Raw genomic sequence first — 22,297 nt, 5'->3', positions numbered from 1 at the left:
GTAAATCCTTGGTTGCTTATCCATCAAAATTATCACTGACTAATGAAAATATACGGGAACCGCTTGTATGGCTAAAATCGTAGAAGTTTTCAATATCTAATGAAGCTAAATTGATCTGATAAACTCCCGTGCGAGTATCTTTAACTGGACTGTTAAGCCAATTTGTCCGATTAGTTTCCTTATGAATAGCAGTGACTCCTATAAATAAAGCGTCATTAGCAACTAATAAACCTCGACACCACCCTTTGAACTTTGCTACCAGAAATAGATCAAAAAACAATTCAAAATTAAAAGGTAGCGATAGCTTAGAACGAAACACTTTCCCTGAAACAGTGGTTATCCAAATATACTTATTGTCAATGAAGCCATCATGGGGTTGTTCAGGTAATTTATTACTGAGTGGCTCTAGAGTTTTAGCGTCAATTAAACATTTTTTTTTAAAACTTGTTACGATAACTTTGTTTTCAAGTTCTTTACCCACTCTGATCACATGATTGATATGCAGAGCATCCGGCACCTTACGTAGGTGAAAATCAATTTTCATCGCTTCATTATCGTAATAATCACCTTGAGCTTTATATTCCCCTTTAACCCTTGATGATATTTCTTCTGCTGGAAGAAACTCTAATCGGCTAACAGACTGTAATTGATTGTCTAAAACATCGATACAATCACGCCCTGTATTAGCTATATGAATGAAGTGACCATCGAAGCTAACATGATGTAAATCATTGAATTGTTCGTCTGTATTTATTTTTTTTAACTCGCATAATTTACGATCAATAATAAATACACGATTAAAATCACAACCCACAAGCAAGTCATTGCTAATCCATGTAACACTGGTAAAACCTTTGCCAGCAACATCTCTCTCAGAGGAAGGTAGGGTGGCTAATAAACTCCTTTTCTTTGTCTCTGTATCTAATTGCCACAACTCACTTTTTGGACTTCCGAAAAAGTAACTTATTGGGATGAGTAATTTCATCGATTATGACCACTATCTACAGAACCACTTTTTGACTCAAGCAAAGACAATTTTTGAAGCGTTATTCTTAATTCATCTAAACTACTAATATGATAGAGCTTTGAATTACAACGTTGGTCCAAATACTCATCGGTCAATTTATCAGCCCAGCCTCCAGAGCCTTTCATCAAAAGTATTGGCTTGTTTATTTGGGATGCTAAAGCTATTTCACTTAAGGTCCCCGCACCACCACCCAAAACGACAACGGCAAATCCGCTAGATACAACTAGCTGATTTCGACCAATATCTAACCCAGATGGTATAATAATATCAGTGTATTTATTTGCTGTACTCTCTTTAAGAGAGGGTAATATGCCGATTGTTAGACTTGAATTAGCTCCTGATTTATGGCCTTTACAGCTGGCTTCCATTACGCCACCCAAACCACCACAAACCAGATGAAAGCCAAGGTCATTAATAATTAAGCCTACGGCCTCAGCCATATCCTTTAATTGAGGCGATTGTATCTTAGCATTACCGATGACTGATACTTGAGGAAATGACAACTTACTACTCCCTGTAAAAAAGAGAATTATACCTAATTCACCCTTTATCAATCAATAATCTTAATAGGTAAACTCAATCCCGTATAACTAATACTGAATTGAAATACCTTGTAAAGTATTAAAAATTGAATCGCCATTTCAAAGAGAGCGTAAAACTTCGAAAATTTAAACTGGATAGTAGTAGACAGCTTGACTTAAATAAATTTAAATGACTAAAAACTAATTAATCTTAATCATAAATTTTTTAGTTAATGCATTTGCTGTTTATTAGTAATGCCATGATTTACCCGTTAAACAGCTTGTTTGAAAGGATTGCGGGTGTCTTGGTTTTCATCCAAGTTGCGCATAAGTATGGCGTGCTCTAAATCGATAGTATCAGGCAGTGGAATTTTTACTATGTGGCCTGAACCTTTAGCATCGGTAATACTTTCGCCTTTTTTGTTTTCCATGCATTCAAGGGTAAAGCTAATATTACCTTTAGGGGTCATCAGCTCTAATGAATGACCCACACAGAATTTGTTTTTAACATCAATCTCAACTAAACCAGTGGCATTACGCCCTAATACTTCGCCGACAAATTGCTGCTTAGTCGATACCGAATGGCCGTATTCGTAATTTTGATAATCTTGATGGGCGTGGCGCTTTAAAAAGCCTTCGGTGTAACCGCGATGGGCTAGGTTTTCTAATGTTTTAAATAAATCAGCGTCGAATGGTTTTCCTGCTGCGGCATCGTCGATTGCTTTACGATAAACCTGTGCTGTACGCGCAACATAATAAAACGATTTAGTACGGCCTTCTATTTTTAAGCTATGCACGCCCATTTTTGTAAGCTGCTCTACGTATTGCACGGCGCGTAAATCCTTTGAGTTCATGATATAAGTGCCGTGTTCGTCTTCAAACGCTGGCATGTATTCACCCGGGCGGCCTTGCTCTTCAAGCATAACAATATCGTTACTTGGTGCGCCGTCGCCAAGAGTAGGAATAATCTGCTGAGGATCAAATTTATGTACCATTTCACCGGTTTCGTTTTCAACACCCGGTTTTACATCGTATTCCCAGCGGCATGCATTGGTACAGGTGCCTTGATTTGGATCGCGTTTATTAATATAACCTGACAACAAACAACGGCCAGAATACGCCATGCATAATGCGCCATGTACAAATACTTCTAGCTCTGTTTCTGGGCAAAGCGTGCGAATTTCACTTATTTCTTCAAGTGATAGCTCGCGGGACAAAATCACCCGTTCAATACCTTGCTTCGCCCAAAACTGTACGCTGGCGAAGTTTACAGCGTTTGCTTGTACTGATAAATGAATAGCCATATCAGGCCATTTTTCACGTACTAGCATGATTAAACCCGGATCTGACATGATCAGCGCATCTGGCCCCATCGCAATTACCGGTTCAATATCGCGTAAATACGATTTCACTTTGGCATTGTGCGGGGCAATGTTTGATACTACATAAAACTTTTTATTCAGCGCATGCGCTTCATCAATGCCTATTTTTAACGTTTCCAGATCAAATTCATTATTACGCACTCGCAAGCTATAACGAGGTTGCCCGGCATACACCGCATCAGCCCCATAAGCAAAGGCATAACGCATGTTTTTTAAACTGCCTGCTGGTGACAATAACTCTGGGATAAATGGTTTAGTTGAAAAAAACTCTGAGGTATTAGTGGCTGACGGCATGTGCGCTCCATACATCGAACCGAGTACAAGTCGGTTGCATGAATAGTTAAGGTAAATAAAGCGCGCAAGTATAAGGATTACGATTAACCGCAACCTTGATCAAGATCATAAAAGACTGTAATCAACTAGCAGGATCCTTCTGCTCGTTAAATCAATTTTTACTCCCGAGCTGGTTTGCAAACTGACTAACAGCATCAACGACTTGTTGCGCACCTTTTTTAATTTTGCTCATTACAATGCCAGACTCGTTGGACAGCTCTAAGCCTTGTTGTGCTTTAACTTTGCCTTGTTCAATAACCGCCACTGTTGATTGCGTTAAACTTTGATTTTGTTGTACCACATCAACAATCTCTTCGGTTGCTTTACTGGTTCTTGAAGCTAATTGGCGAACTTCATCGGCAACTACTGCAAAACCACGGCCTTGATCGCCCGCTCGGGCGGCTTCAATCGCGGCATTAAGCGCTAATAGATTCGTTTGGTCGGCAATGCTACTAATACTTTGTACTATATTTGCTATAACCTGAGACTGCTTGTCTAGTGCTGAAATCTCTTTGCCGGCTTGCTCCATTTGAACGGCTAATTCATTCATAACTTGTACTGTTTGTTGTACTACTTGCGCACCTTGATCGGCGATATTGTCGGTCTCTGTTGATGTGCTATGGGCAATACTTGCAGCAGCTGCAATAGCCTGCTCTCTTTCTACCTGTTCGGTGATCACAGTGGCAAATTTAACTATTTTATAAAGCTCATTCGCCTCATTAAAAATAGGATTATAAGACGCTTCTAACCATACAGTATTGCCATATTTATCAATGCGTTTAAAACGACTTGCGATGTATTCGCCCTTGCGTAATCGCTTCCAAAACGCATCATATCCGGCTGAATTGGCTTCATCCGACTCACAAAAAATACGGTGATGTTGACCGACTACTTCTCGCTCAGAATAACCCATACCTTTTAAAAAGTTATCGTTTGCTCTTAATACGATTGCATTGGTGTCAAATTCAATCACAGCTGTAGAGCGGTGCAGTGCTTTAATTAAATCTTGATTTTCACGGGAAGTTTCTATGGTTCGTGTTAACAAAGTGCAGTGCAAAGTAAGATGAATAAACTGCCCATGCTGATCGGTTATTGGGTGTAAAATGCTCCGCAACCAATCGCGTTTTCCATCTTGGTGTGTAAATTGAATTGCCCCAGCCCAATGTTTACAGTCCTTTATCGCTTTTTTAAATGAGTTAAAATCAGGATTTTGTCTGGCATTTTCAGGTATAAAATTAAGTACACTTTGCTCCAATAACTGTCTATCTGAGTAGTTAAATTCGCGTTCAAAATTAGTGTTCTGTCTGATCACATGGCCCTGTTTATCGAGCTCTAGAACAAGCATTTCGCTCTCTAGACTTTGCTTTACCTGCTCGCCAATAGCAAGCATGCCTTCTAATTCGGCAATTTTATTTTTAAAAGATTGGTTAAAAAACATATGTTACCCTAGTTATTTAGTGTGCACGGTATACATTTTTAGCCAGAAAACGTATCTAATAAAATGAAAACGACTAAACAATATAAAAAAAGTGTAGCTTAAAGCTAGTTATACTATTGTACGTAATATAACTATTTCTAGCTCAAAAAGAGTTAAAATATTTCTTTTTCTGTGATGGATAAGAATTTTTTACCTAAAAAGAAAATGAAAATACCAATTCCACTAAGATAAACTTAAATATAATCAAATAATGAAAACATTGCGCATCAATTCTTCCGTCACAAAGGCGGGGCATGACTGCTGATTATTCAGCTTTTAGTTGTTTTAAAAAAGTATATCTGGCAGCAACAAAGCGAGCCTAAGTGAATAGTTAAAGTGGTTACTTTTTACATTTTTGTAATCTTTGCCTAGATACTTTTTCGTTAGAACAATATGTCGACCACTTCAGTCTACAAACTGCAGATAATCCAGTAAGGTAAATGGGAGCACATGCTAATTAGCCGCAATGGCATTTAAACCTTGCAGCCAATCGTTCTTACAAGCTATAACCAAAGAGTTACTTAGAAAGTAACACCTCAGGTGTTTGTAATAAAAATTGCTTGCCATTATCTAAGCTTATTTCGATATAAAACACATGGCTGCTTTCAAATTCAGGCGCTGTATTGAGCGTAAAATTAAAGTATCTTTGCATCATAACGGGTAGTAACTCTTGCACTTTTGCAACTGTAATAGCTTCTTGGCTGTTCTCAATATTAAATTCAATGACACTAAACACATCATTTAAACTGCTGCCAGATGTTAAATCAGCACTAAAGTCAGCGGACGAATAAATATTAAGCTTAGTTAATTTATTATTAGCCGGAATAACAACAGGCAAAGTTACGCAATTTTCAGCATAAGTTTTGCCTTCATCAAGTTCGTTACCATCGCTGTAAACATTGGCTCCTGAAGCTTCAAATGATAAGTCAACTTTATCATAAGAAATTAAAGTATTCGCTTGGTACTCACCACCATTAACCGCTAATTCAATCTTATTTATATCAATTGCAATAGCTGTAGGCGGGCACTCTAATGCAGCCTCGTTGTCTGAACCACACGCTGTAATAAAATTGGCTAACAGCACAATCACAAATAACTTTTTCATTATTATTTCCTTTTTAAGATATTCAATTTTCTAATTACAACTCAAATTTATGAAACAATTACGACACAGTAATAATTTTCCTGCTAATAAAGCCCTATTTCCTATACTCGGTCCACGGTTATTTATAAATCGCACAATTGTCATCAAGCTAGTTTTTAATAAAACTAGGCATTGCCTACTAAAACGCGTATAATTCGCGCCCGTTAATATTCACACTTTTACTTAAAAATTATTGGAGCATAAAGATGGCTTTAGAGCGTACTTTCTCAATCGTAAAACCTGATGCAGTTGCTAAAAACCACATCGGCGCTATCTACAACCGTTTCGAAACTGCTGGCCTTAAAATCGTTGCAGCTAAAATGGTTCACCTTTCACAAGAGAAAGCGGAAGGTTTCTACGCAGAACACAGCGAGCGTCCTTTCTTTGGTGCTTTAGTATCTTTCATGACATCTGGTCCAGTAATGGTTACAGTTCTTGAAGGCGAAAACGCTGTTCTTAAAAACCGCGAAATCATGGGTGCTACTAACCCTGCTGAAGCACTAGCTGGTACTTTACGTGCTGACTACGCTGATAGCATCGACGAAAATGCTGTTCACGGTTCAGACGCTGTTGAATCTGCTGCTCGCGAAATCGCGTACTTCTTCGCAGACGAAGAGCTTTGCCCACGTACTCGTTAATTCGAACGCGCTAAGCAAAAGTAAAAAGGGCTTTCGAGCCCTTTTTTAGTCATTAGTTAAAGTATTAATTATCTAATTTATGATGTTTTACTTAATGATTAAAGTGAGTGAATTGTGTACAATTCGCCTTTGTAAATTTTTATCACCACCGTCACTGATTAAGGTTGTTTCATGACCACTGAGCAAAAAAAGATTAACTTATTAGATTTAAACCGAGATGCAATGCGCGAGTTATTTGTATCGTTCGGTGAAAAGCCATTCCGTGGCGATCAGGTGATGAAATGGATTTATCATTTTGGCGTTGATAACTTTGACGAAATGAGCAACGTTAACAAAAAGCTGAAAGAAAAACTAAAAGCAGAATGTGAAATTGTCGCGCCTGAAATCACCGTACGCCAACAAGCCAGTGACGGTACAATCAAGTACGCGCTGATACTTGAAGGCGGCCAAGAAGTTGAAGCCGTGTGGATCCCAGAAAAAGAACGTGCCACCTTGTGTGTATCATCGCAAGTTGGTTGTGCGCTTGAATGTACATTTTGCTCAACAGCGCAGCAAGGGTTTAACCGTAACTTAAAAGTATCTGAAATTATCGGCCAAGTTTGGCGTGTGGCCAAAGACATAGGCCTTGATGGCAACAGTGAAAAGCGTCCGGTCACCAACGTCGTTATGATGGGCATGGGCGAGCCATTGCTTAATCTTAAAAACGTAGTTCCGGCAATGGAATTAATGATGGACGATTGGGGTTTTGGTTTATCTAAACGCCGCGTTACTTTAAGTACCTCTGGTGTGGTGCCTGCACTTGATTTATTGAAAGAAAAAATCGACGTTGCATTGGCTATTTCTCTACACGCACCTGATAACGCATTACGTGATATTTTAGTGCCAATCAATAAAAAATACCCAATTGAAGAGTTTTTAGCGGCGTGTCGTCGTTACATTGATGGCTCTAAAGCCAATAAAGATGTGACCATTGAGTATGTGATGCTAAATGGTATTAACGACAGCACAGATCAGGCCCATGAATTAGTTAAAACACTCAAAGGCACACCATCTAAAGTGAACCTTATCCCGTTTAACCCATTCCCGGGTAACGAATATACACGCTCTAGTAACAGCCGTATTGACCGCTTTTCAAAAGTGCTACAAGCAGCAGGTATTACCTGTATTGTTCGTCGTACTCGCGGTGATGATATTGATGCGGCCTGCGGCCAGTTAGTTGGTGATGTAGTTGACCGTACAAAACGTTTAGCGAAAAAGAAAATGCGCGACGATAATGCGATTGCGGTTAATATCCACCAAGCATAATCTGTTGTCGTGAATCAAAAGCCCTTAGCGCTGCTTTATTTTTAAATAAATGATGCAAGATAAGGGCTTTTCGGTAATATAGGTGCATGGACAATAATAAAGAGAAGAAGTAATGCGATCTTTACTTGCTTTAACTATCAGTGCACTCGCTTTAACTGGGTGTGTAACTGAAAATAGTTATGATGGCAATGACAAACCAGTCGTTGAAAATAAAATCAATAATACCGGCGCAGCACGTACCCGAATAGCCTTAGCATTAGAATATTTAAGCACTGGTAATAGCTCGCAAGCAAAGTATAACCTCGAACGCGCCGCGTCTTTCTCTCCTGATCTTCCTGAAGTCCATTATTCATTTGCTTATTATTACCAACAAGTCGGCGAAAACGTACAAGCCGATAAAGCCTATCAAAAAGCAATAAAAATTGATCCCAATGATCCTAATACCCGAAATAACTACGGGGTATTTTTATGCGGTATCGACGAGTACGACCGCGCCACAGAACAACTACTCAAAGCCATTGCCATCCCAAGTTATATACGAGTAGCAGAAAGTTATGAAAATTTAGCTCTGTGCGCCATTGAGTTTGATGATTTTGATAACGCTGAAAAATATTTCAAATCGGCCATTAATCACAGTTCAATGCGTGCCTCATCACTGATCAGTTTAGCCGCTTTGTATTACGCTAAAAGTGATTTACATAGAGCAAAAGAAATACTCGAACGTTATGAGAATAGTGGTCAAGTATCGTCTCGCTCATTGCTATTAAGCTATTTAGTTGAGCAGCGCATGGGCCACATTGAAAAAGCCGAAACCACTGCGGCTATGATATTGCAAACCTACCCAACCTCAAGTGAAGCGGGGATCATTCGCGAGCAAAAAATCAAACGTAGTGAGTTTGAAATACTGCGCTCGCAATACCGCCAAGCAAAATTAGATGAGCTACAAGCAAATAGACCTGCGGGAGAGGTGATCTCGGCACCCAAAATACGCATTGTAAAAAAGAAAAAAGCGCCAGCAACTAGTACGTCGGCGCAAAGTATCACAACGCCAACAATGGCCGTTAAAAATAACAATGCAAGCAGCAATGAATTAACTGCCGCGTTGCTAACCTCACCGGTTGCGCCAACGCAAAGCACCGCATCACAAAGTAGCCAGCAAAGCCAAGCAACAGTATCAACACCTGTCGATACGAGTGGTATTTTGGCGGCTTTAAGTACCACAGCAATAACAACGCCAGTGCAAACAAACGTTGATACTACCGCTGTACAGATCAGTGCTCCAGCAAACAATAATGATCCTGCCGCAGTAATGTCTGCTCTGGTGGTCGCACAAACACCAAACAATCCAGCTGTAACTTCAACTCAAGCGACGGACATTGCATCATTAGCCTCTGAGGAGGCAGTTACTAAAGCATTAGCAATACCAACTGTGCATTTAGCAACAGCGCCCACAGCGACTGCCGCAACGCCTCCCCAAACGCTTGCTCGCAGCAACAAAGCACAAGATGGTGTAAAAATTGTTTCTTTTGGTGCGCCCACTGATAGCCAAGCCGTTGCAAATAACAGCCAGGCTTCAACCCCAAGCCAAGCACAATTTAGTGATCAATTAACGGATGAAGAAAAGGTGGTTTTTTACCAGCCAAAACGCAACGCCGCCGTCTTCGCAGAGTCAGGATATAGCTCTACACCTGAGATCCGTTTTCAAGATCCGCAACAAAATACTCACGCACCGTTGCTAAATTCGCGGATACCACAATTAACGACGCCTTACCATGTTTTGCAAGATGGTGAAAACCTATTTAGCATTTCAGTACGATACAATGTTAAACTACAGAAATTACTCCAATGGAATGGTCTGAAAGAATCTGATCGGGTGGTCAATGGGACGAAAATTTATCTCAACGATCCCAACATTTATTACGAAATTAACGTCGGTGATACTTTGTATAGTATTGCCACCAAGCGTCGCTTGTTAATTGATCAGTTAATGCGATGGAATAAATTAAGCCCGGATGTTGCACTTAAACCTGGGCATAGACTGTTACTAGTGGACCCTGAATCATACTCATTATGAATGATGAAAATACGGAATCAACAACGCTCACTCTTGGCCAAACTTTAAAAAGTAGCCGCGAGCAAGCGAATGTCAGCTTAGAAGAGTTGGCAAAAAATTTAAAATTATCGGTGTTGCAATTACAACGTCTTGAGAATGACGAACACCAATTAATCGGCCCTGCTACCTTTGTTAAAGGTTATGCAAAAAGTTATTGTCGCGCCTTTAATTTAGATACTGCGGCCGTTTTAGCGCTGTTCCCTGAACCTCAGGAAACCGTTAAAAAAACCAACATGCAAAGCTTTTCTAGACGAACAGAAAAAGAAGCCCATGATAGTCGGTTGATGCTGGTGAGTTACGTTATTCTGGCAATTGTTATTGGTTCATCCGCATTATGGTGGTGGCAAAATTCAACCCCTCTTGACGAACAAGTTGTAACGCAATCTTTAAATAGCTTTGCCGAAGAGACAGTTGCAGTCGCACAGGCAGAGCCTGACGTGGCGTCAATCAGCCAGCTAGAACAAGCTGGCCCTGATGAATCGATTGATGACCCCACTGCGGCGCAAATTATGGAGCAACAAGCCGATACCACCGAACTAGACGTTGTCCCGAGCGAAGCGTCAAGCGAGCCACAAAATGATGGCCTTGGTACCATAGTTATGCATTTCAATGAAGAAAGTTGGGTTGAAATTCATGACGGCAAAGGTGATAAAGTGGCATTTGGTGTTAAAAAAGCGGGTTATGATATGACTGTATCAGGTCATCTGCCTTTTTCTATCGTGCTTGGTAAGCATCAAGCTGTTGATATCACTCTTGACGGTGAAAAGATTGATATTTCCAGTTTCCCAAAAAATCGTTTAGCTAAATTTAATTTACCGTTAACAGAGTAGTCACTATGTTTTCAGAATCTCCCATTAAACGCAGAAAATCTACCCGCATCAATGTGGGTAACGTACCGATCGGTGATGGCGCCCCTATTGCCGTGCAATCAATGACCAACACCGATACCATGGATGTTGATGCAACTGTTGCACAAATTCAAGCTATTCAAGATGCCGGCGCCGATATAGTGCGTGTTTCCGTGCCGACTATGGATGCCGCCGAAGCATTTAGAAGCATAAAAGAACAAGTCACCATTCCACTGGTTGCAGATATTCACTTTGATTATCGTATTGCTTTGCAAGTAGCAAAGTATGGTGTTGATTGTTTACGTATTAATCCTGGCAACATTGGCAGTGAAGAGCGTATTCGCGCGGTAGTCGATGCTGCCCGTGAGCACAACATTCCAATTCGTATTGGTGTTAATGGCGGCTCATTAGAGCGTGATTTACAAGAAAAGTACGGCGAACCAACGCCTGAAGCGTTACTTGAATCAGCCATGCGCCATGTGAATATTTTGCGCCGTTTAGATTTTGATCAATTTAAAATATCAGTAAAAGCTTCTGATGTGTTTTTAGCTGTGGGAGCATATCGCTTACTTGCTAAAGAAATCGACCAACCTCTGCACTTGGGGATCACAGAAGCAGGCGGTATGCGTTCAGGTTCAGTGAAATCAGCTGTAGGCTTAGGTATGTTACTTGCCGAAGGTATCGGCGATACACTGCGAGTATCTTTGGCGGCTGATCCAGTGCAAGAGATCAAAGTCGGTTTTGATATTTTAAAATCACTGCGCATTCGCTCTCGCGGGATTAACTTTATTGCCTGTCCGAGCTGTTCACGTCAAGAGTTTGATGTGGTTAGTACCATGAACCAACTTGAAGAGCGTTTGGAAGATATCATCGAACCGGTATCAGTATCGGTTATTGGTTGTGTGGTCAATGGCCCTGGCGAAGCGTTAGTGAGTGATATTGGTTTAGCTGGTGCAAACCGTCGCTCGGGCCTTTATATTAATGGCGAACGTCAAAAAGCCCGAATTGATAACAACAATATTGTTGATCAACTCGAAGGCTATGTACGCGACTTTATCGCACAAAAAGAAAAACAGACCCCTATCGACATTAAAATCGTCGAATAAATACAATATAGTCGGCAAACAAAGCCGTTTGCCGTTTACCTTTATAGCTAGAACGCTATAATGACGGGTCAATTTTTAGCATTCTTGTTGTGTAGTCATCTTTTATTACGCAAAAAACAGTTTTTAGGATTTAGCAGTGGCAAAACAAATTCAGGCAATACGTGGAATGAACGATTGTCTGCCGGGCGATACCCAAGTTTGGCAGAAAGTAGAAAACATCTTACGCGAGACAGTAGCATCGTTCGGTTATCAAGAAATTCGTTTTCCAATTGTAGAATCAACCGATCTTTTTAAACGCTCAATTGGTGAAGTCACCGATATCGTTGAAAAAGAAATGTACACCTTCGCCGACAATAATGGCGACAGCTTAACACTTCGTCCTGAAGGTACAGCTGTATGTGTACGTGCTGGTAATCAAAACGGCTTACTGTATAACCAAGAGCAACGCCTTTGGTATATGGGCCCAATGTTTCGTCATGAACGTCCGCAAAAAGGTCGCTATCGTCAGTTTCACCAATTTGGTTTAGAAACCTTTGGTATTGCCAGCGCTGATATTGACGCTGAAGTGATTTTACTGACGGCGCAATTATGGCAACAATTTGGCATCAGCGAACATGTTCGTTTAGAGCTTAATTCTTTAGGTTCAAACGAAGCTCGTGCGCAATACCGTGATGCACTTGTGGCATATCTTGAGCAACATATTGATGCACTAGACGAAGACTCAAAACGTCGTATGTACAGCAACCCACTGCGCGTGCTAGATAGCAAAAACCCTGATGTACAAGCGGTTTTAGTTGATGCACCAAAACTGTCTGAACACTTAGATGCTGAATCAAAAGAACATTTTGAAAATTTATGTGAACGTTTAGACGCCGCAGGCGTCATATACACGGTTAATGAAAAGTTAGTCCGTGGCCTTGATTACTATAACCGCACTGTTTTTGAGTGGGTTACAGATAGCCTCGGCTCACAAGGTACTGTATGTGCAGGTGGCCGTTATGATGGCTTAGTTGAGCAATTAGGTGGCAAAGCAACGCCAGCTGTGGGCTTTGCTATGGGTCTGGAACGTTTAGTGTTAATGTTACAAGCATTGGAATGTGTTGGTGACATTCGTCGCAACGCTGATGTATATTTGGCAGCGATGGGCGACAAAGCCAGCATTCAAGCCCCTATTATCGCAGCTAAATTACGTGCTGAAGTACCTGGCTTACGTATCATGGTCCATGCCGGTGGCGGTAACTTTAAGAAACAACTTAAACGCGCAGATAAAAGCGATGCACTCGTTGCACTGATTATCGGCGAAGATGAATTAGAACAAGGCGTAGTGACAGTTAAGTATTTACGTGAGCGTAAAGAACAGGTCACCTTAGAATTAGAACAAATTAAAACGCTTTTAGCTGAGCTAATAAACAGCTAAAAAAGACGAGGTAGTAATGGATATTTATTCAACAGAAGAACAACAAGCTGAAGCGATCAAACGTTTTTTTCGTGAAAATGGTGTATCACTGGCGCTAGGTGTAGTGCTTGGTTTAGGTGGCCTTTATGGCTGGAAAGCATATAACCAAAATCAAATTACAACTGCTGAAAGTGCCTCTGATGCATATACTCAGCTGGTTGAAGGTGGCGAAGTATTAGGTTCGGCAGATACATTTATCGCAGAGCACAAAGATACTAACTACAGCGCACTTGCAGCCTTTGTTGCTGCTAAAGAAGCCGTAGAAAAAGGTCAACTTGATGTAGCCAGTGAAAAGCTCAGCTGGATAATGAATAATGTTACCAATGCAGATTTAAAAGCAACGGCGACCACCCGTTTAGCTCGCGTGCAAATAGCACAGCAGCAATACGACCAAGCTTTAACAACGCTTAACGCTAAACTTGCAGATTCATTCACTGCAACAGTCGCTGAGCTTAAAGGTGATATATACACAGCTCAAGGCGATGCAAATCAAGCTCGCACCGCTTATCAGACTGCTGCAGATGCGGGCGGTCTGGAGAATAACCCATTATTGCAAATCAAACTTGATGACTTAGCAGTAACTAGCCCAACGGCGTAAGGGGTTACCATGAAAAAATTAACAGCGGCAACCATAGCGCTATGTATGGCAACCTTAGTCGGTTGTTCATCAAGCGATGACGAAGACGAACTGGTATTGCCTGAAATCGTTAATCAGTTTGAAACCAAAGTAATTTGGCAAGAAAGCATTGGTGACGGTGTTGAACATTACTTTTCTCGGCTAACACCGGCGGTATATAAAGACCGTGTTTTTGTAGCAAGCCGCGCTGGTAAAGTCGAAGCGCTATCGCTTGAAAACGGTAATACTCTTTGGGAGACGGATGTTCGCGAAAATTTGACCTTTTGGCCATGGCAAAGCGACATTAGTGCAAAATTATCCGGTGGTATTTTACAAGCTTATGGTAAAATTTTTATCGGCTCTGAGCATGGTTATTTAGTTGCCCTTGACCGTGAAACGGGTGATGTTGTTTGGCGCAAAAAAGTTCCCGGTGAAGTGTTATCAAAACCAGCTGCCGGTGATGGCCTTATATATGTTAACCTAGGCTCAGGTAAATTATTAGCCCTTCACCCTGATACCGGTGAAGAGCGTTGGAGCCATGAGCAAGAAGTACCCGCATTAACCCTACGCGGACAAAGCTCTCCGACCGTTGCTAACGGCGGTGTATTAGTTGGCCTTGAAACAGGCAAGTTAAGTGTACTTATCTCTGATAGTGGTTACTCTGCGTGGAGTGCTGAAATTGCTACAGCAAAAGGCGCATCAGAATTCGAACGTTTAGTCGATGTTGATACACAACCTCTGATCAGTGGTCCTTATGCGTATGCTATTGCCTATAATGGTAACTTAGCAGCTGTAGATATTCGCTCTGGTAATGTTGTCTGGAAACGCGAATACAGCAGTTACCGTGAAATTGCCATGGATACCCAAACTATTTACGTAGTAGATAGTAATGGTGTTGTTTATGGATTAGATAAAACCTCTGGCATTGAACGCTGGAGTCAGCCAGCCCTTCGTGGTTGGTACTTAACAGGGCCTGCGGTAGCAGGAAATTACTTAGCCATGGGTGACCAAGAAGGTAATCTACATTGGCTGAATAAAGAATCAGGCGAACTTGTATCGCGTGAAGACTTCGACAGTTCAGGCTTTTTTATTGAGCCAATTGTTGCTGACGACAAACTGATTTTATACACCCGAGATGGTGAAGTTAGTGCGGTAAAAATACCGGACTAATTTGCTAAATAACTATAAGTTATTAATAGTTAATTTATTTTTTTAAGGCTTCGCTATGCGAAGCCTTTTGTTGTTTTTTTAAGAGGTAGTTTATGCTTCCCGTGATCGCTCTAGTTGGGCGACCCAATGTGGGCAAATCCACATTATTTAACCGTTTAACACGTACGCGTGATGCACTCGTTGCCGATTTTCCAGGCTTAACGCGAGATCGAAAATATGGCCAAGCTAATTACGATGGCTATGAATTTATCGTGGTAGACACGGGCGGTATTGATGGCTCTGAAGAAGGCATCGAAATCGAAATGGCTGATCAATCGCTACTGGCGATTGAAGAAGCCGACATCGTATTATTCTTAGTTGATGCACGCGTAGGTATGACAGTAGCTGATCAAGCTATTGCCAACCATTTACGTAAACAAGAAAAGAAAAGCTTTGTTGTTGCCAATAAAACTGATGGTATTGATGCTGACTCAAATTGTGCTGAGTTTTACCAATTGTCACTGGGCGAAGTACATCATATTGCAGCCGCTCATGGCCGAGGTATTACCTTGTTACTTGAACACACCTTACAGCCTTTGCTTGCAGAGCTGAGTGCGCAAAATGATGATGGTAAAGGCGATGACGACGAGTTAATCGATTTATACTCTGAAGATGATGAAGATTCTACAGCGCATGAAGCATTTGCAGATAAGCCAGTAAAACTTGCTATTATCGGTCGTCCTAACGTAGGTAAGTCAACACTGACTAACCGTATATTAGGTGAAGAACGCGTTATTGTTTATGATATGCCGGGCACAACCCGCGATTCTATTTATATTCCAATGACTCGTAACGAAAAAGAATACGTGTTGATCGACACCGCTGGTGTACGTAAACGCAAAAAAGTCAGTGATGTGGTTGAGAAATTCTCAGTGATCAAAACCCTCCAAGCAATCGAAGATTGTAACGTGGTGCTATTGGTTGTAGATGCCCGCGCTGGCATTTCGGATCAAGATTTAAGCTTACTTGGTTTTGCCTTAAATTCTGGCCGCTCACTGGTTATTGCTGTGAATAAATGGGATGGCCTTGATGATTACGTGAAAGATCGTATTAAATCGGAGCTTGACCGTCGCTTAGGCTTTATTGACTTTGCACGCTTACACTTTATCTCAGCTTTACATGGTACAGGTGTTGGTCATTTGTTTGAGTCAATTGACGAAGCTTATGAATCAGCAACTAAGCGTATTAGCACTGCTATGCTGCGCCGTATCATGGATATGGCACAAGCTGATCACCAGCCGCCACTGGTTCGTGGTCGCCGTGTTAAGCTTAAATACGCGCACGCGGGTGGTTATAACCCACCACGTATCGTAATTCACGGTAACCAAGTACATGATTTACCAGATAGCTATAAACGCTACCTAATGAACTACTATCGTAAAGCATTAAAAATTATGGGCACGCCTATCAAAATCGAATTTAGAGAAGGTGATAACCCATTTGCAGGACGTACTAATAAAGTGACTCTTTCGCAAAAACGTAAGATCCGCGCATTTAGTAAAGAAAACCGCAATAAATGATATAGCTGAAAGCTGAAAGCTGAAAAATTGAACCTTGTTGGGCACACCCTTACAAGGTTTTTTTATAAACAAATTTAAGTGTTTAGTTTTACCTGATGTCGCAAATCTCAGGAAACTGTGCTTTATTTAAAAGATGTAAACTTAAATAGAGTCATCAATGGAATTAATTAATCAGGTTATCTATGTTGATAATGTTGAAGAAACCTTAGACTTTTATTATCAAGCGTTTGGTTTTGGCACCGATGCCCTCAGCGATGATGCCGAATATGGTGAGCTTGCCACAGGCGATATAAAAATTGCTTTTGCGAATCACCCATCTGCTCAAGCCCATTTTAAACAAGGTTATATACGCGCTCACCCAAAGCAACCAGCGCTAGGTTTTGAGCTGCGCTTTAGCTGTACTAATCTCAGTGAAAGTTATGATAAAGCAGTGCTTGCTGGCGCAGAGCCCCTTTGCCCCCCTAGCTATAGAGAAACTCAATATTATGCCTACGTACGAGCCATTGAAGGTACTTTGATCTGCTTAGTACAAGCCTAGCCCTTCATCAAAACAGCATTAAAGTTTAACTTTGTAGCAATATAAGCCACACGCAACTGTCATCTAATTTCCTTATCTTAGCGGTAATTTAAATAAGGAGATTAATATGAATACATTACTACTAACATTGATGCTACTAAGCCCAACTGAAGCGCTAGTGACTGAACAAATCAAACTGCAAACCACTGAAACACTAAAAGTTATGCAAATTGAACAGCAGACACAGTTGAAAACACAAGTCATCGCCACATTAGAAAATATAGAATTGGTATTGCCTGTGGTTGTTGATAAGCAAACTTTAGCGAAAGTACAAAACGTAAAACAGCAACTTAATCAAGACTAAGTTGCTCTGCAGAGTTAGTCCAAAAACGAAGCTAAAGCGATTTCAACTAAACTCTCGGTATTTTTGTTGTGGTTTTTCTTAATACCTCGCTGGCTAAATCGATTAGTCGGTATTTCAAAATGTATAAAACCATGATTATTGGCTTGCTGGTTCACTAGTAATTGTTTTTCTTTCGCTGTTAAGTGATTGTCGTGAATTTTATTAAGTTCTTTTGGATCTAGCCAAATACCCGCACAACTTGGGCACTCATCAATTTCGACCAAATGAAGAGGTGTAAAAAAGCGCCGCATCATCACGATACTCGGGCACTTAGGGCAATTAATTCGTGCCGTTAAATCAACGTCTGTGTCAGGTAAAGCAGCCAAGTGCTCAGCAAGCACCAGCGCTCTTTTTAAAGATGGATCACTAAAATTAAAAATCTGGCGATTATCAAAAAATACCCCACCATTGGCGGATGAGAAAACCTCGATCCCCCCGACCATTAGTTTAGTGAGTTCTATATTTGTCCTTGGGCAGCGCATATCCAGCTCCTTTGCATTTTATTACTCATCGCAGTGAGATATTAACTCGGTGCAAGCGCCTTTTCAATTAGCGGTACTAACGGCGCTGGTAAAGTAATATTACCCGCCAACACAAAGTCATGTGCCTCAGTTGACATTTTTTGCCACGTACGTTGTAAAATACCGATCCATTTTTGCTCATCATAATCTGGTTTTGTTTGCGCAAATGCCAACATATAATGCTCAATAAACACCAGACTTGCGATATCTTCCACCAATTGGCTATCAAGGTTACGCTTGATTTGTTTTTTAGCAACAGCATCATAGACACGCTGCTGATCTTCGTCAGAATAACCAGCTTGTTGCATTAACTCAACAACCATTGACGCGTGAAAAACATACAACGCACTGCGCCACTGATGATAGCCTTGCTTATCCATAGGGAAATCACTACGCGGCGAACACCAACGCTTTATGTGCTGTGCTCTCACAGCAATATGCATTAGCTCATCTGCATCAGGTTTAAAACGGTTTAACATCTGCGTCATACGCTCTGAATATAAACGCTCTTTAGGCCAAACCGTATCTGCGAAATGTTCTTGATTTGGATCTTGGCTGTTTGCTTCATCAATTAACGCTATTACATGCTCAAACATTTGGGTAGCCACTACAATTAAATTTATAAGCTATTTTAATCAGCTCAATAGTAATTAGCTAGTTGAAAGAAAGACAAAAGCAAACCTAACTTGATACAATTAGCCAAAAATGCTCTCATAATAATAAAAGGACTTTTATGCTATACGCCCTTATAACTTTGCTACTCTTTTTTGGTTTTAGTTTTAACGCTGATGCCACCTGTTTTGACCTTGCATATTTCGTTGAAGGGGTTCGTATTGGCTCGTGCAGTGAAGATAACGCAAAGGATGTGCCCGTTACTCTTTACCTGCTAATATGGCTATTAATAAACACGGCTTTCGCTCAGCTAATATTAGCGCCGCGATGTCACCTTGTCGTGAAGTGTGTGCTTTTCATTTTAGCGCTTCCATTAAGCCCACTTGTGCTAGGGGTGACCTACCTAGGACTGGGTATTAATAAAGGAGTAGAAACGTTACGCGAACGCAATAAACCGGCGATACCCACTGCAGACACAACCACAGCGTTACCACCAACAACTGCATCAGCGCAAACATCGGCAGCATTACCACAATTATTCATCGGTCAATTTCAATTTAATCAAACAGAACACAGTTTGTGTAATGGCCAACACAGCACCATTTTAGAGCCCAAGTGCTTACAAGTTTTAAGCTATTTAATTGAGCAACAACCGCGCATTGTTAGCTTAGAGGAATTACACAGCAATATTTGGCAAAATCAGATAGTAACTGATACGGCAGTGCGCCGGGTGATCAGCAAACTGCGTCTAGCGTTTGATGATACTGATACAAAAAACCCTAAATATATAAAATCAATTATGAAACGCGGTTATCAGCTTATTGCCGATGTTAAACAACAAGGCACTGAATAATAACAAATTATATTTTACACATTTAGTTATAATCATAGTTATAACCATGATTATAACTAAGTCATGATTAATGAATGACTTAGTTATCGTGCTTTTTCTCACTTAAACGTACTTTGAATTGGTCAGGTGCAAAGCGCCCTATTCAAACTTACAAACTTAAAAAGGAAAAACCATGAAACAATTAATTCTGATCAGCGTCGTTTTAATTTTAGTTATTTGTAGTGTATTACTGAGCCTAAATGAGCAGTGTATGATACTGGGTGAACAATTGGCATTTAGTTTACAAGTAGGACACTGTGATTTATCAACCGCAACTAATGTGCCTGTCCCATCTATAGCACTGATCTTTTGGATAATAATGAATGTGCTCTTTGCCTACTTTTACCCAAAACAAAATGTGGCAAATGGCTATAAAGTTGCCACGTTTGTACTTGGGTTTCCGGGCACTTTATTTGTTTATTTAATTGCGCAAGTAGCTCGTTCAACCCAAAAGCAAAAAGGTTAAAGGGCGCCCGTAGCGGAGTAATAATAATGAAACCGCTACGGGTTATTTATTGTGACTTTATTACTCAGGATTAACGAATTAGGTACTAAATGACGACAGCCATCGGTCTGTAAAGTAATATATCTGAGGTTTAAATCGACCACGACACCTTTACAGCTGGCGACCTCGATGTTATCACCCAACTTAATAGGCCGATAAAGCACAACCATTATCCCTGCAACGAGATTTGAAATTGCATCTTTAAGCGCAAACCCTAACGCAAACCCTGTTAAACCCAAGCCAGCGACTAAACCAGTTACATCAAAATCAAGCTTAGAGAGCGCTAATATAGTGCCAATAAAAATCAAAATCGCTTTTTGTGAGTTTGAAATTAAACGAAACGATTCCGCGGCATGGCCATCAAAACGACGTTCAACCTTCTTCAGTGCCAAGTGAAAAACTAAACTTAAAACAATACAGCCAACAAATACCAAAATAGCAGCAATAATTTTTTCATTCATAGATAAGCGCCATATTAAATAAACCAGCTCTTTAGTTAATAGATTTACTAAAAGATTAATTCATTGAGCAAAGCTGTGTCTAAATTAGTTAAACTGAGTGAGATCAACTGCTAATGAATGCTTGGGCTTTTCAATCATGCGGGCAAGTTCTATATCACCCTCTTTTACTATAATTGTCGCGGTGTACTTTAACTGATGTGCTTTTGCAATGCCTTTATCATCTTGCTTATCGAATCCTACCGCCACTAATTTTAAACTTTTTAATGTTAACTGAGATTGCTTAATCAGCTTTAACAATCTTGGTACTTCACGTTCGCTGTCATGGCACCAAGTACCAAACAGCACTAGTATATCTTTACCAGCTAGTTTCTTGATTGTATTTAATTCGTGTTGAGACGGTTTAAAACTATCGTACTGCTGCTCGAAGCCGTTGTAATTTTTTAATAAATTAGCAGCACTGATCTGCCCGACTAAAGGCTCTTGTGCGGCAAAACTAACACTGCATAGCAACAAAAACCCTATCATTACAACCTGTTTCAACATACTTTTCTCTTATTGATTGAGCACTTAAAAATTGACTAAATTTTCAGAGATGTGGATAAATTAGCAACTAAGATACCGTTATTGAAAACCTAATCACGCAGCATAACGATGCTTGAGTAATATTAGCACTTTACTGCGAGTAATTGCTTTAAACTATCGGGAACAAATTTACGCTGTGCTGTAATGGCATAAAAATGCTCGTAAGCATCAGGTAAGCGCTGGTACTCAATTAATACCCCTTGCTCTATTTCATCTTTTACGACCACCGATGGTAATACCGATAATGCCCCACTATCACGTGCCAGTAATCGCAGCATCGCCATATCATCGGCTTCTGCTTTAATTTCTGGTTTGTATTGCCAGCGAGCACACAATGCATTAAATGAGTCCCTTATTGCCGACGTTTTACTGGGTAATACCCATTGTGCGTTTTCATAGCCAATTGGAAACTCACTACTGATTTTACCATCAGCAGGCCCTACGATAGCCAACGGTTGACGCGAAACTAACTGGCTTTGCCATAACTCATTATGATGCTCTGTTCCTACGGGTTTATTTGTCAGTACTAAATCTAATTCATGCTCCGCCAAACCATTTAGCAAACCATCCATACGCCGTGCGGTTAAAGAAAAAGTGACCGAGGAAGAGCTTAACAATGGATTGATAAATTCTTCAATAAAATTTCGCGATAGCGTATTTAAGACTCCAATAGAAAGGTGTTGTTTTTCAGCAATTGCACCTTTGCTCAAAAACGAAGATAACTCTTCACCAGTGCTAAAAATGTCGTTGGCATAGGCTAATACACGTTTACCCATATCTGTAAGCTCTAAGCTTCGGCCTTTTCGCTCAAACAAATTAACGTTAATCGTGTGCTCAAGTTGCTTTATTTGGGTTGATAGAGCCGATTGCGAAATATGCAGCTCTTTAGCAGCTTGCGTTAGATTACCTAGCAACGCGACTCGCCAAAAATAATAAAGATGATGATAATTAAGTCGGCTCATGAATAGTTAACTTAAATAGAACGTTTAGATAGATTATATCTATTTTTTTTCGCCTTTCAACTTTGTCATACTAGGTCCTGTTGACCTTTCAGGATTGAAATTTGTTCTATCTGGGCAGAATCCTTCGGGCAGCGGGTGTTTGGCATT

Annotated in this window: 23 protein-coding genes; 13 read left to right on the top strand and 10 right to left on the bottom strand. The window is 40.5% G+C overall.

From position 1 onward, the window contains the following. Positions 1-16: 16 nt before the first annotated feature. The 5 genes from H5162_RS00590 to H5162_RS00570 all read right to left on the bottom strand — a co-directional run bounded on the left by H5162_RS00590 (position 17) and on the right by H5162_RS00570 (position 5,845). Entirely contained in the window at positions 17-985 is a 969-nt protein-coding gene (locus tag H5162_RS00590) for a hypothetical protein (RefSeq protein ID WP_182777317.1), read from the bottom strand. After that, complete coding sequence (locus H5162_RS00585; RefSeq protein WP_182777315.1) at positions 982-1,530, bottom strand: TIGR00725 family protein; 549 nt, start codon at positions 1,528-1,530, stop codon at positions 982-984. The genes H5162_RS00590 and H5162_RS00585 overlap by 4 nt, the downstream gene beginning before the upstream one ends. A 290-nt stretch (positions 1,531-1,820) precedes the next feature. Then, entirely contained in the window at positions 1,821-3,224 is a 1,404-nt protein-coding gene (gene yegQ, locus H5162_RS00580) for a tRNA 5-hydroxyuridine modification protein YegQ (protein WP_182777313.1), read from the bottom strand. Positions 3,225-3,375: 151 nt separating this feature from the next. Continuing rightward, the gene (locus tag H5162_RS00575) at positions 3,376-4,701 is read right to left on the bottom strand and encodes a PAS domain-containing methyl-accepting chemotaxis protein (protein WP_182732104.1); all 1,326 of its coding nucleotides are present in this window, start codon (positions 4,699-4,701) and stop codon (positions 3,376-3,378) included. Between the two features lie 556 nt (positions 4,702-5,257). Beyond that, complete coding sequence (locus tag H5162_RS00570; RefSeq protein ID WP_182732103.1) at positions 5,258-5,845, bottom strand: hypothetical protein; 588 nt, start codon at positions 5,843-5,845, stop codon at positions 5,258-5,260. 245 nt (positions 5,846-6,090) lie between these two features. On the opposite strand from H5162_RS00570, the gene ndk reads away from it, so the two are divergent. The 11 genes from ndk (at position 6,091) to H5162_RS00515 (ending at position 17,576) form a co-directional block, all read left to right on the top strand. After that, positions 6,091-6,522 carry a nucleoside-diphosphate kinase gene (ndk, locus tag H5162_RS00565; RefSeq protein ID WP_008111339.1) on the top strand — a complete coding sequence of 144 codons (432 nt, stop codon included), beginning with the start codon at positions 6,091-6,093 and terminating at the stop codon, positions 6,520-6,522. A 171-nt stretch (positions 6,523-6,693) separates the two neighbouring features. Next, complete coding sequence (locus H5162_RS00560) at positions 6,694-7,827, top strand: bifunctional tRNA (adenosine(37)-C2)-methyltransferase TrmG/ribosomal RNA large subunit methyltransferase RlmN (RefSeq protein ID WP_145239689.1); 1,134 nt, start codon at positions 6,694-6,696, stop codon at positions 7,825-7,827. Between the two features lie 112 nt (positions 7,828-7,939). Beyond that, on the top strand, positions 7,940-9,901 hold the full coding sequence (pilW, locus tag H5162_RS00555) for a type IV pilus biogenesis/stability protein PilW (RefSeq protein WP_182777312.1): 1,962 nt from the start codon (positions 7,940-7,942) through the stop codon (positions 9,899-9,901). After that, on the top strand, positions 9,898-10,770 hold the full coding sequence (locus H5162_RS00550) for a RodZ domain-containing protein (protein ID WP_145239694.1): 873 nt from the start codon (positions 9,898-9,900) through the stop codon (positions 10,768-10,770). Before pilW ends, H5162_RS00550 begins: the two co-directional genes overlap by 4 nt. A 5-nt stretch (positions 10,771-10,775) precedes the next feature. Then, complete coding sequence (gene ispG / locus H5162_RS00545; protein ID WP_145239699.1) at positions 10,776-11,894, top strand: flavodoxin-dependent (E)-4-hydroxy-3-methylbut-2-enyl-diphosphate synthase; 1,119 nt, start codon at positions 10,776-10,778, stop codon at positions 11,892-11,894. Positions 11,895-12,030: 136 nt separating this feature from the next. After that, positions 12,031-13,311: a histidine--tRNA ligase gene (gene hisS, locus H5162_RS00540; protein ID WP_145239702.1), complete on the top strand. Its 1,281-nt coding sequence runs from the start codon at positions 12,031-12,033 to the stop codon at positions 13,309-13,311. Positions 13,312-13,327: 16 nt separating this feature from the next. After that, complete coding sequence (locus H5162_RS00535) at positions 13,328-13,948, top strand: tetratricopeptide repeat protein (RefSeq protein ID WP_145239705.1); 621 nt, start codon at positions 13,328-13,330, stop codon at positions 13,946-13,948. Positions 13,949-13,957: 9 nt separating this feature from the next. Next, positions 13,958-15,136 (top strand): outer membrane protein assembly factor BamB, encoded by a 1,179-nt coding sequence (gene bamB, locus H5162_RS00530; RefSeq protein WP_182757529.1) that lies wholly within the window; start codon positions 13,958-13,960, stop codon positions 15,134-15,136. A gap of 92 nt (positions 15,137-15,228) precedes the next feature. Then, positions 15,229-16,695: a ribosome biogenesis GTPase Der gene (der, locus tag H5162_RS00525; protein WP_145239710.1), complete on the top strand. Its 1,467-nt coding sequence runs from the start codon at positions 15,229-15,231 to the stop codon at positions 16,693-16,695. A gap of 157 nt (positions 16,696-16,852) precedes the next feature. After that, the gene (locus H5162_RS00520; RefSeq protein ID WP_182777311.1) at positions 16,853-17,233 is read left to right on the top strand and encodes a VOC family protein; all 381 of its coding nucleotides are present in this window, start codon (positions 16,853-16,855) and stop codon (positions 17,231-17,233) included. 106 nt (positions 17,234-17,339) lie between these two features. Continuing rightward, complete coding sequence (locus tag H5162_RS00515; protein ID WP_182760112.1) at positions 17,340-17,576, top strand: hypothetical protein; 237 nt, start codon at positions 17,340-17,342, stop codon at positions 17,574-17,576. Between the two features lie 14 nt (positions 17,577-17,590). On the opposite strand, the gene H5162_RS00510 is transcribed toward H5162_RS00515, so the two are convergent. Together H5162_RS00510 and H5162_RS00505 are read right to left on the bottom strand one after the other, a co-directional pair. Next, on the bottom strand, positions 17,591-18,097 hold the full coding sequence (locus H5162_RS00510; RefSeq protein WP_182777310.1) for a zf-TFIIB domain-containing protein: 507 nt from the start codon (positions 18,095-18,097) through the stop codon (positions 17,591-17,593). 41 nt (positions 18,098-18,138) lie between these two features. Then, complete coding sequence (locus H5162_RS00505) at positions 18,139-18,732, bottom strand: DUF4202 domain-containing protein (protein WP_182760110.1); 594 nt, start codon at positions 18,730-18,732, stop codon at positions 18,139-18,141. Between the two features lie 137 nt (positions 18,733-18,869). On the opposite strand from H5162_RS00505, the gene H5162_RS00500 reads away from it, so the two are divergent. Both H5162_RS00500 and H5162_RS00495 read left to right on the top strand, forming a co-directional pair. Further along, entirely contained in the window at positions 18,870-19,601 is a 732-nt protein-coding gene (locus H5162_RS00500) for a winged helix-turn-helix domain-containing protein (protein WP_182777309.1), read from the top strand. A 172-nt stretch (positions 19,602-19,773) separates the two neighbouring features. Then, positions 19,774-20,106 (top strand): hypothetical protein, encoded by a 333-nt coding sequence (locus H5162_RS00495; protein ID WP_182777308.1) that lies wholly within the window; start codon positions 19,774-19,776, stop codon positions 20,104-20,106. Positions 20,107-20,141: 35 nt separating this feature from the next. On the opposite strand, the gene H5162_RS00490 is transcribed toward H5162_RS00495, so the two are convergent. The 3 genes from H5162_RS00490 to H5162_RS00480 form a co-directional block, all read right to left on the bottom strand. After that, positions 20,142-20,606 carry a mechanosensitive ion channel family protein gene (locus tag H5162_RS00490; protein WP_182777307.1) on the bottom strand — a complete coding sequence of 155 codons (465 nt, stop codon included), beginning with the start codon at positions 20,604-20,606 and terminating at the stop codon, positions 20,142-20,144. Between the two features lie 84 nt (positions 20,607-20,690). Next, positions 20,691-21,149: a thioredoxin gene (locus H5162_RS00485; protein ID WP_182732410.1), complete on the bottom strand. Its 459-nt coding sequence runs from the start codon at positions 21,147-21,149 to the stop codon at positions 20,691-20,693. A gap of 122 nt (positions 21,150-21,271) precedes the next feature. After that, positions 21,272-22,150, bottom strand: coding sequence for a LysR family transcriptional regulator (locus tag H5162_RS00480; protein ID WP_182732409.1), 879 nt, complete (start codon positions 22,148-22,150; stop codon positions 21,272-21,274). Positions 22,151-22,297: the final 147 nt, after the last annotated feature.

It is taken from the genome of Pseudoalteromonas sp. SR41-8, assembly GCF_014163915.1.
Lineage (GTDB): Bacteria > Pseudomonadota > Gammaproteobacteria > Enterobacterales > Alteromonadaceae > Pseudoalteromonas > Pseudoalteromonas rhizosphaerae.
This window is presented reverse-complemented; position numbering and strand designations above follow the sequence as displayed.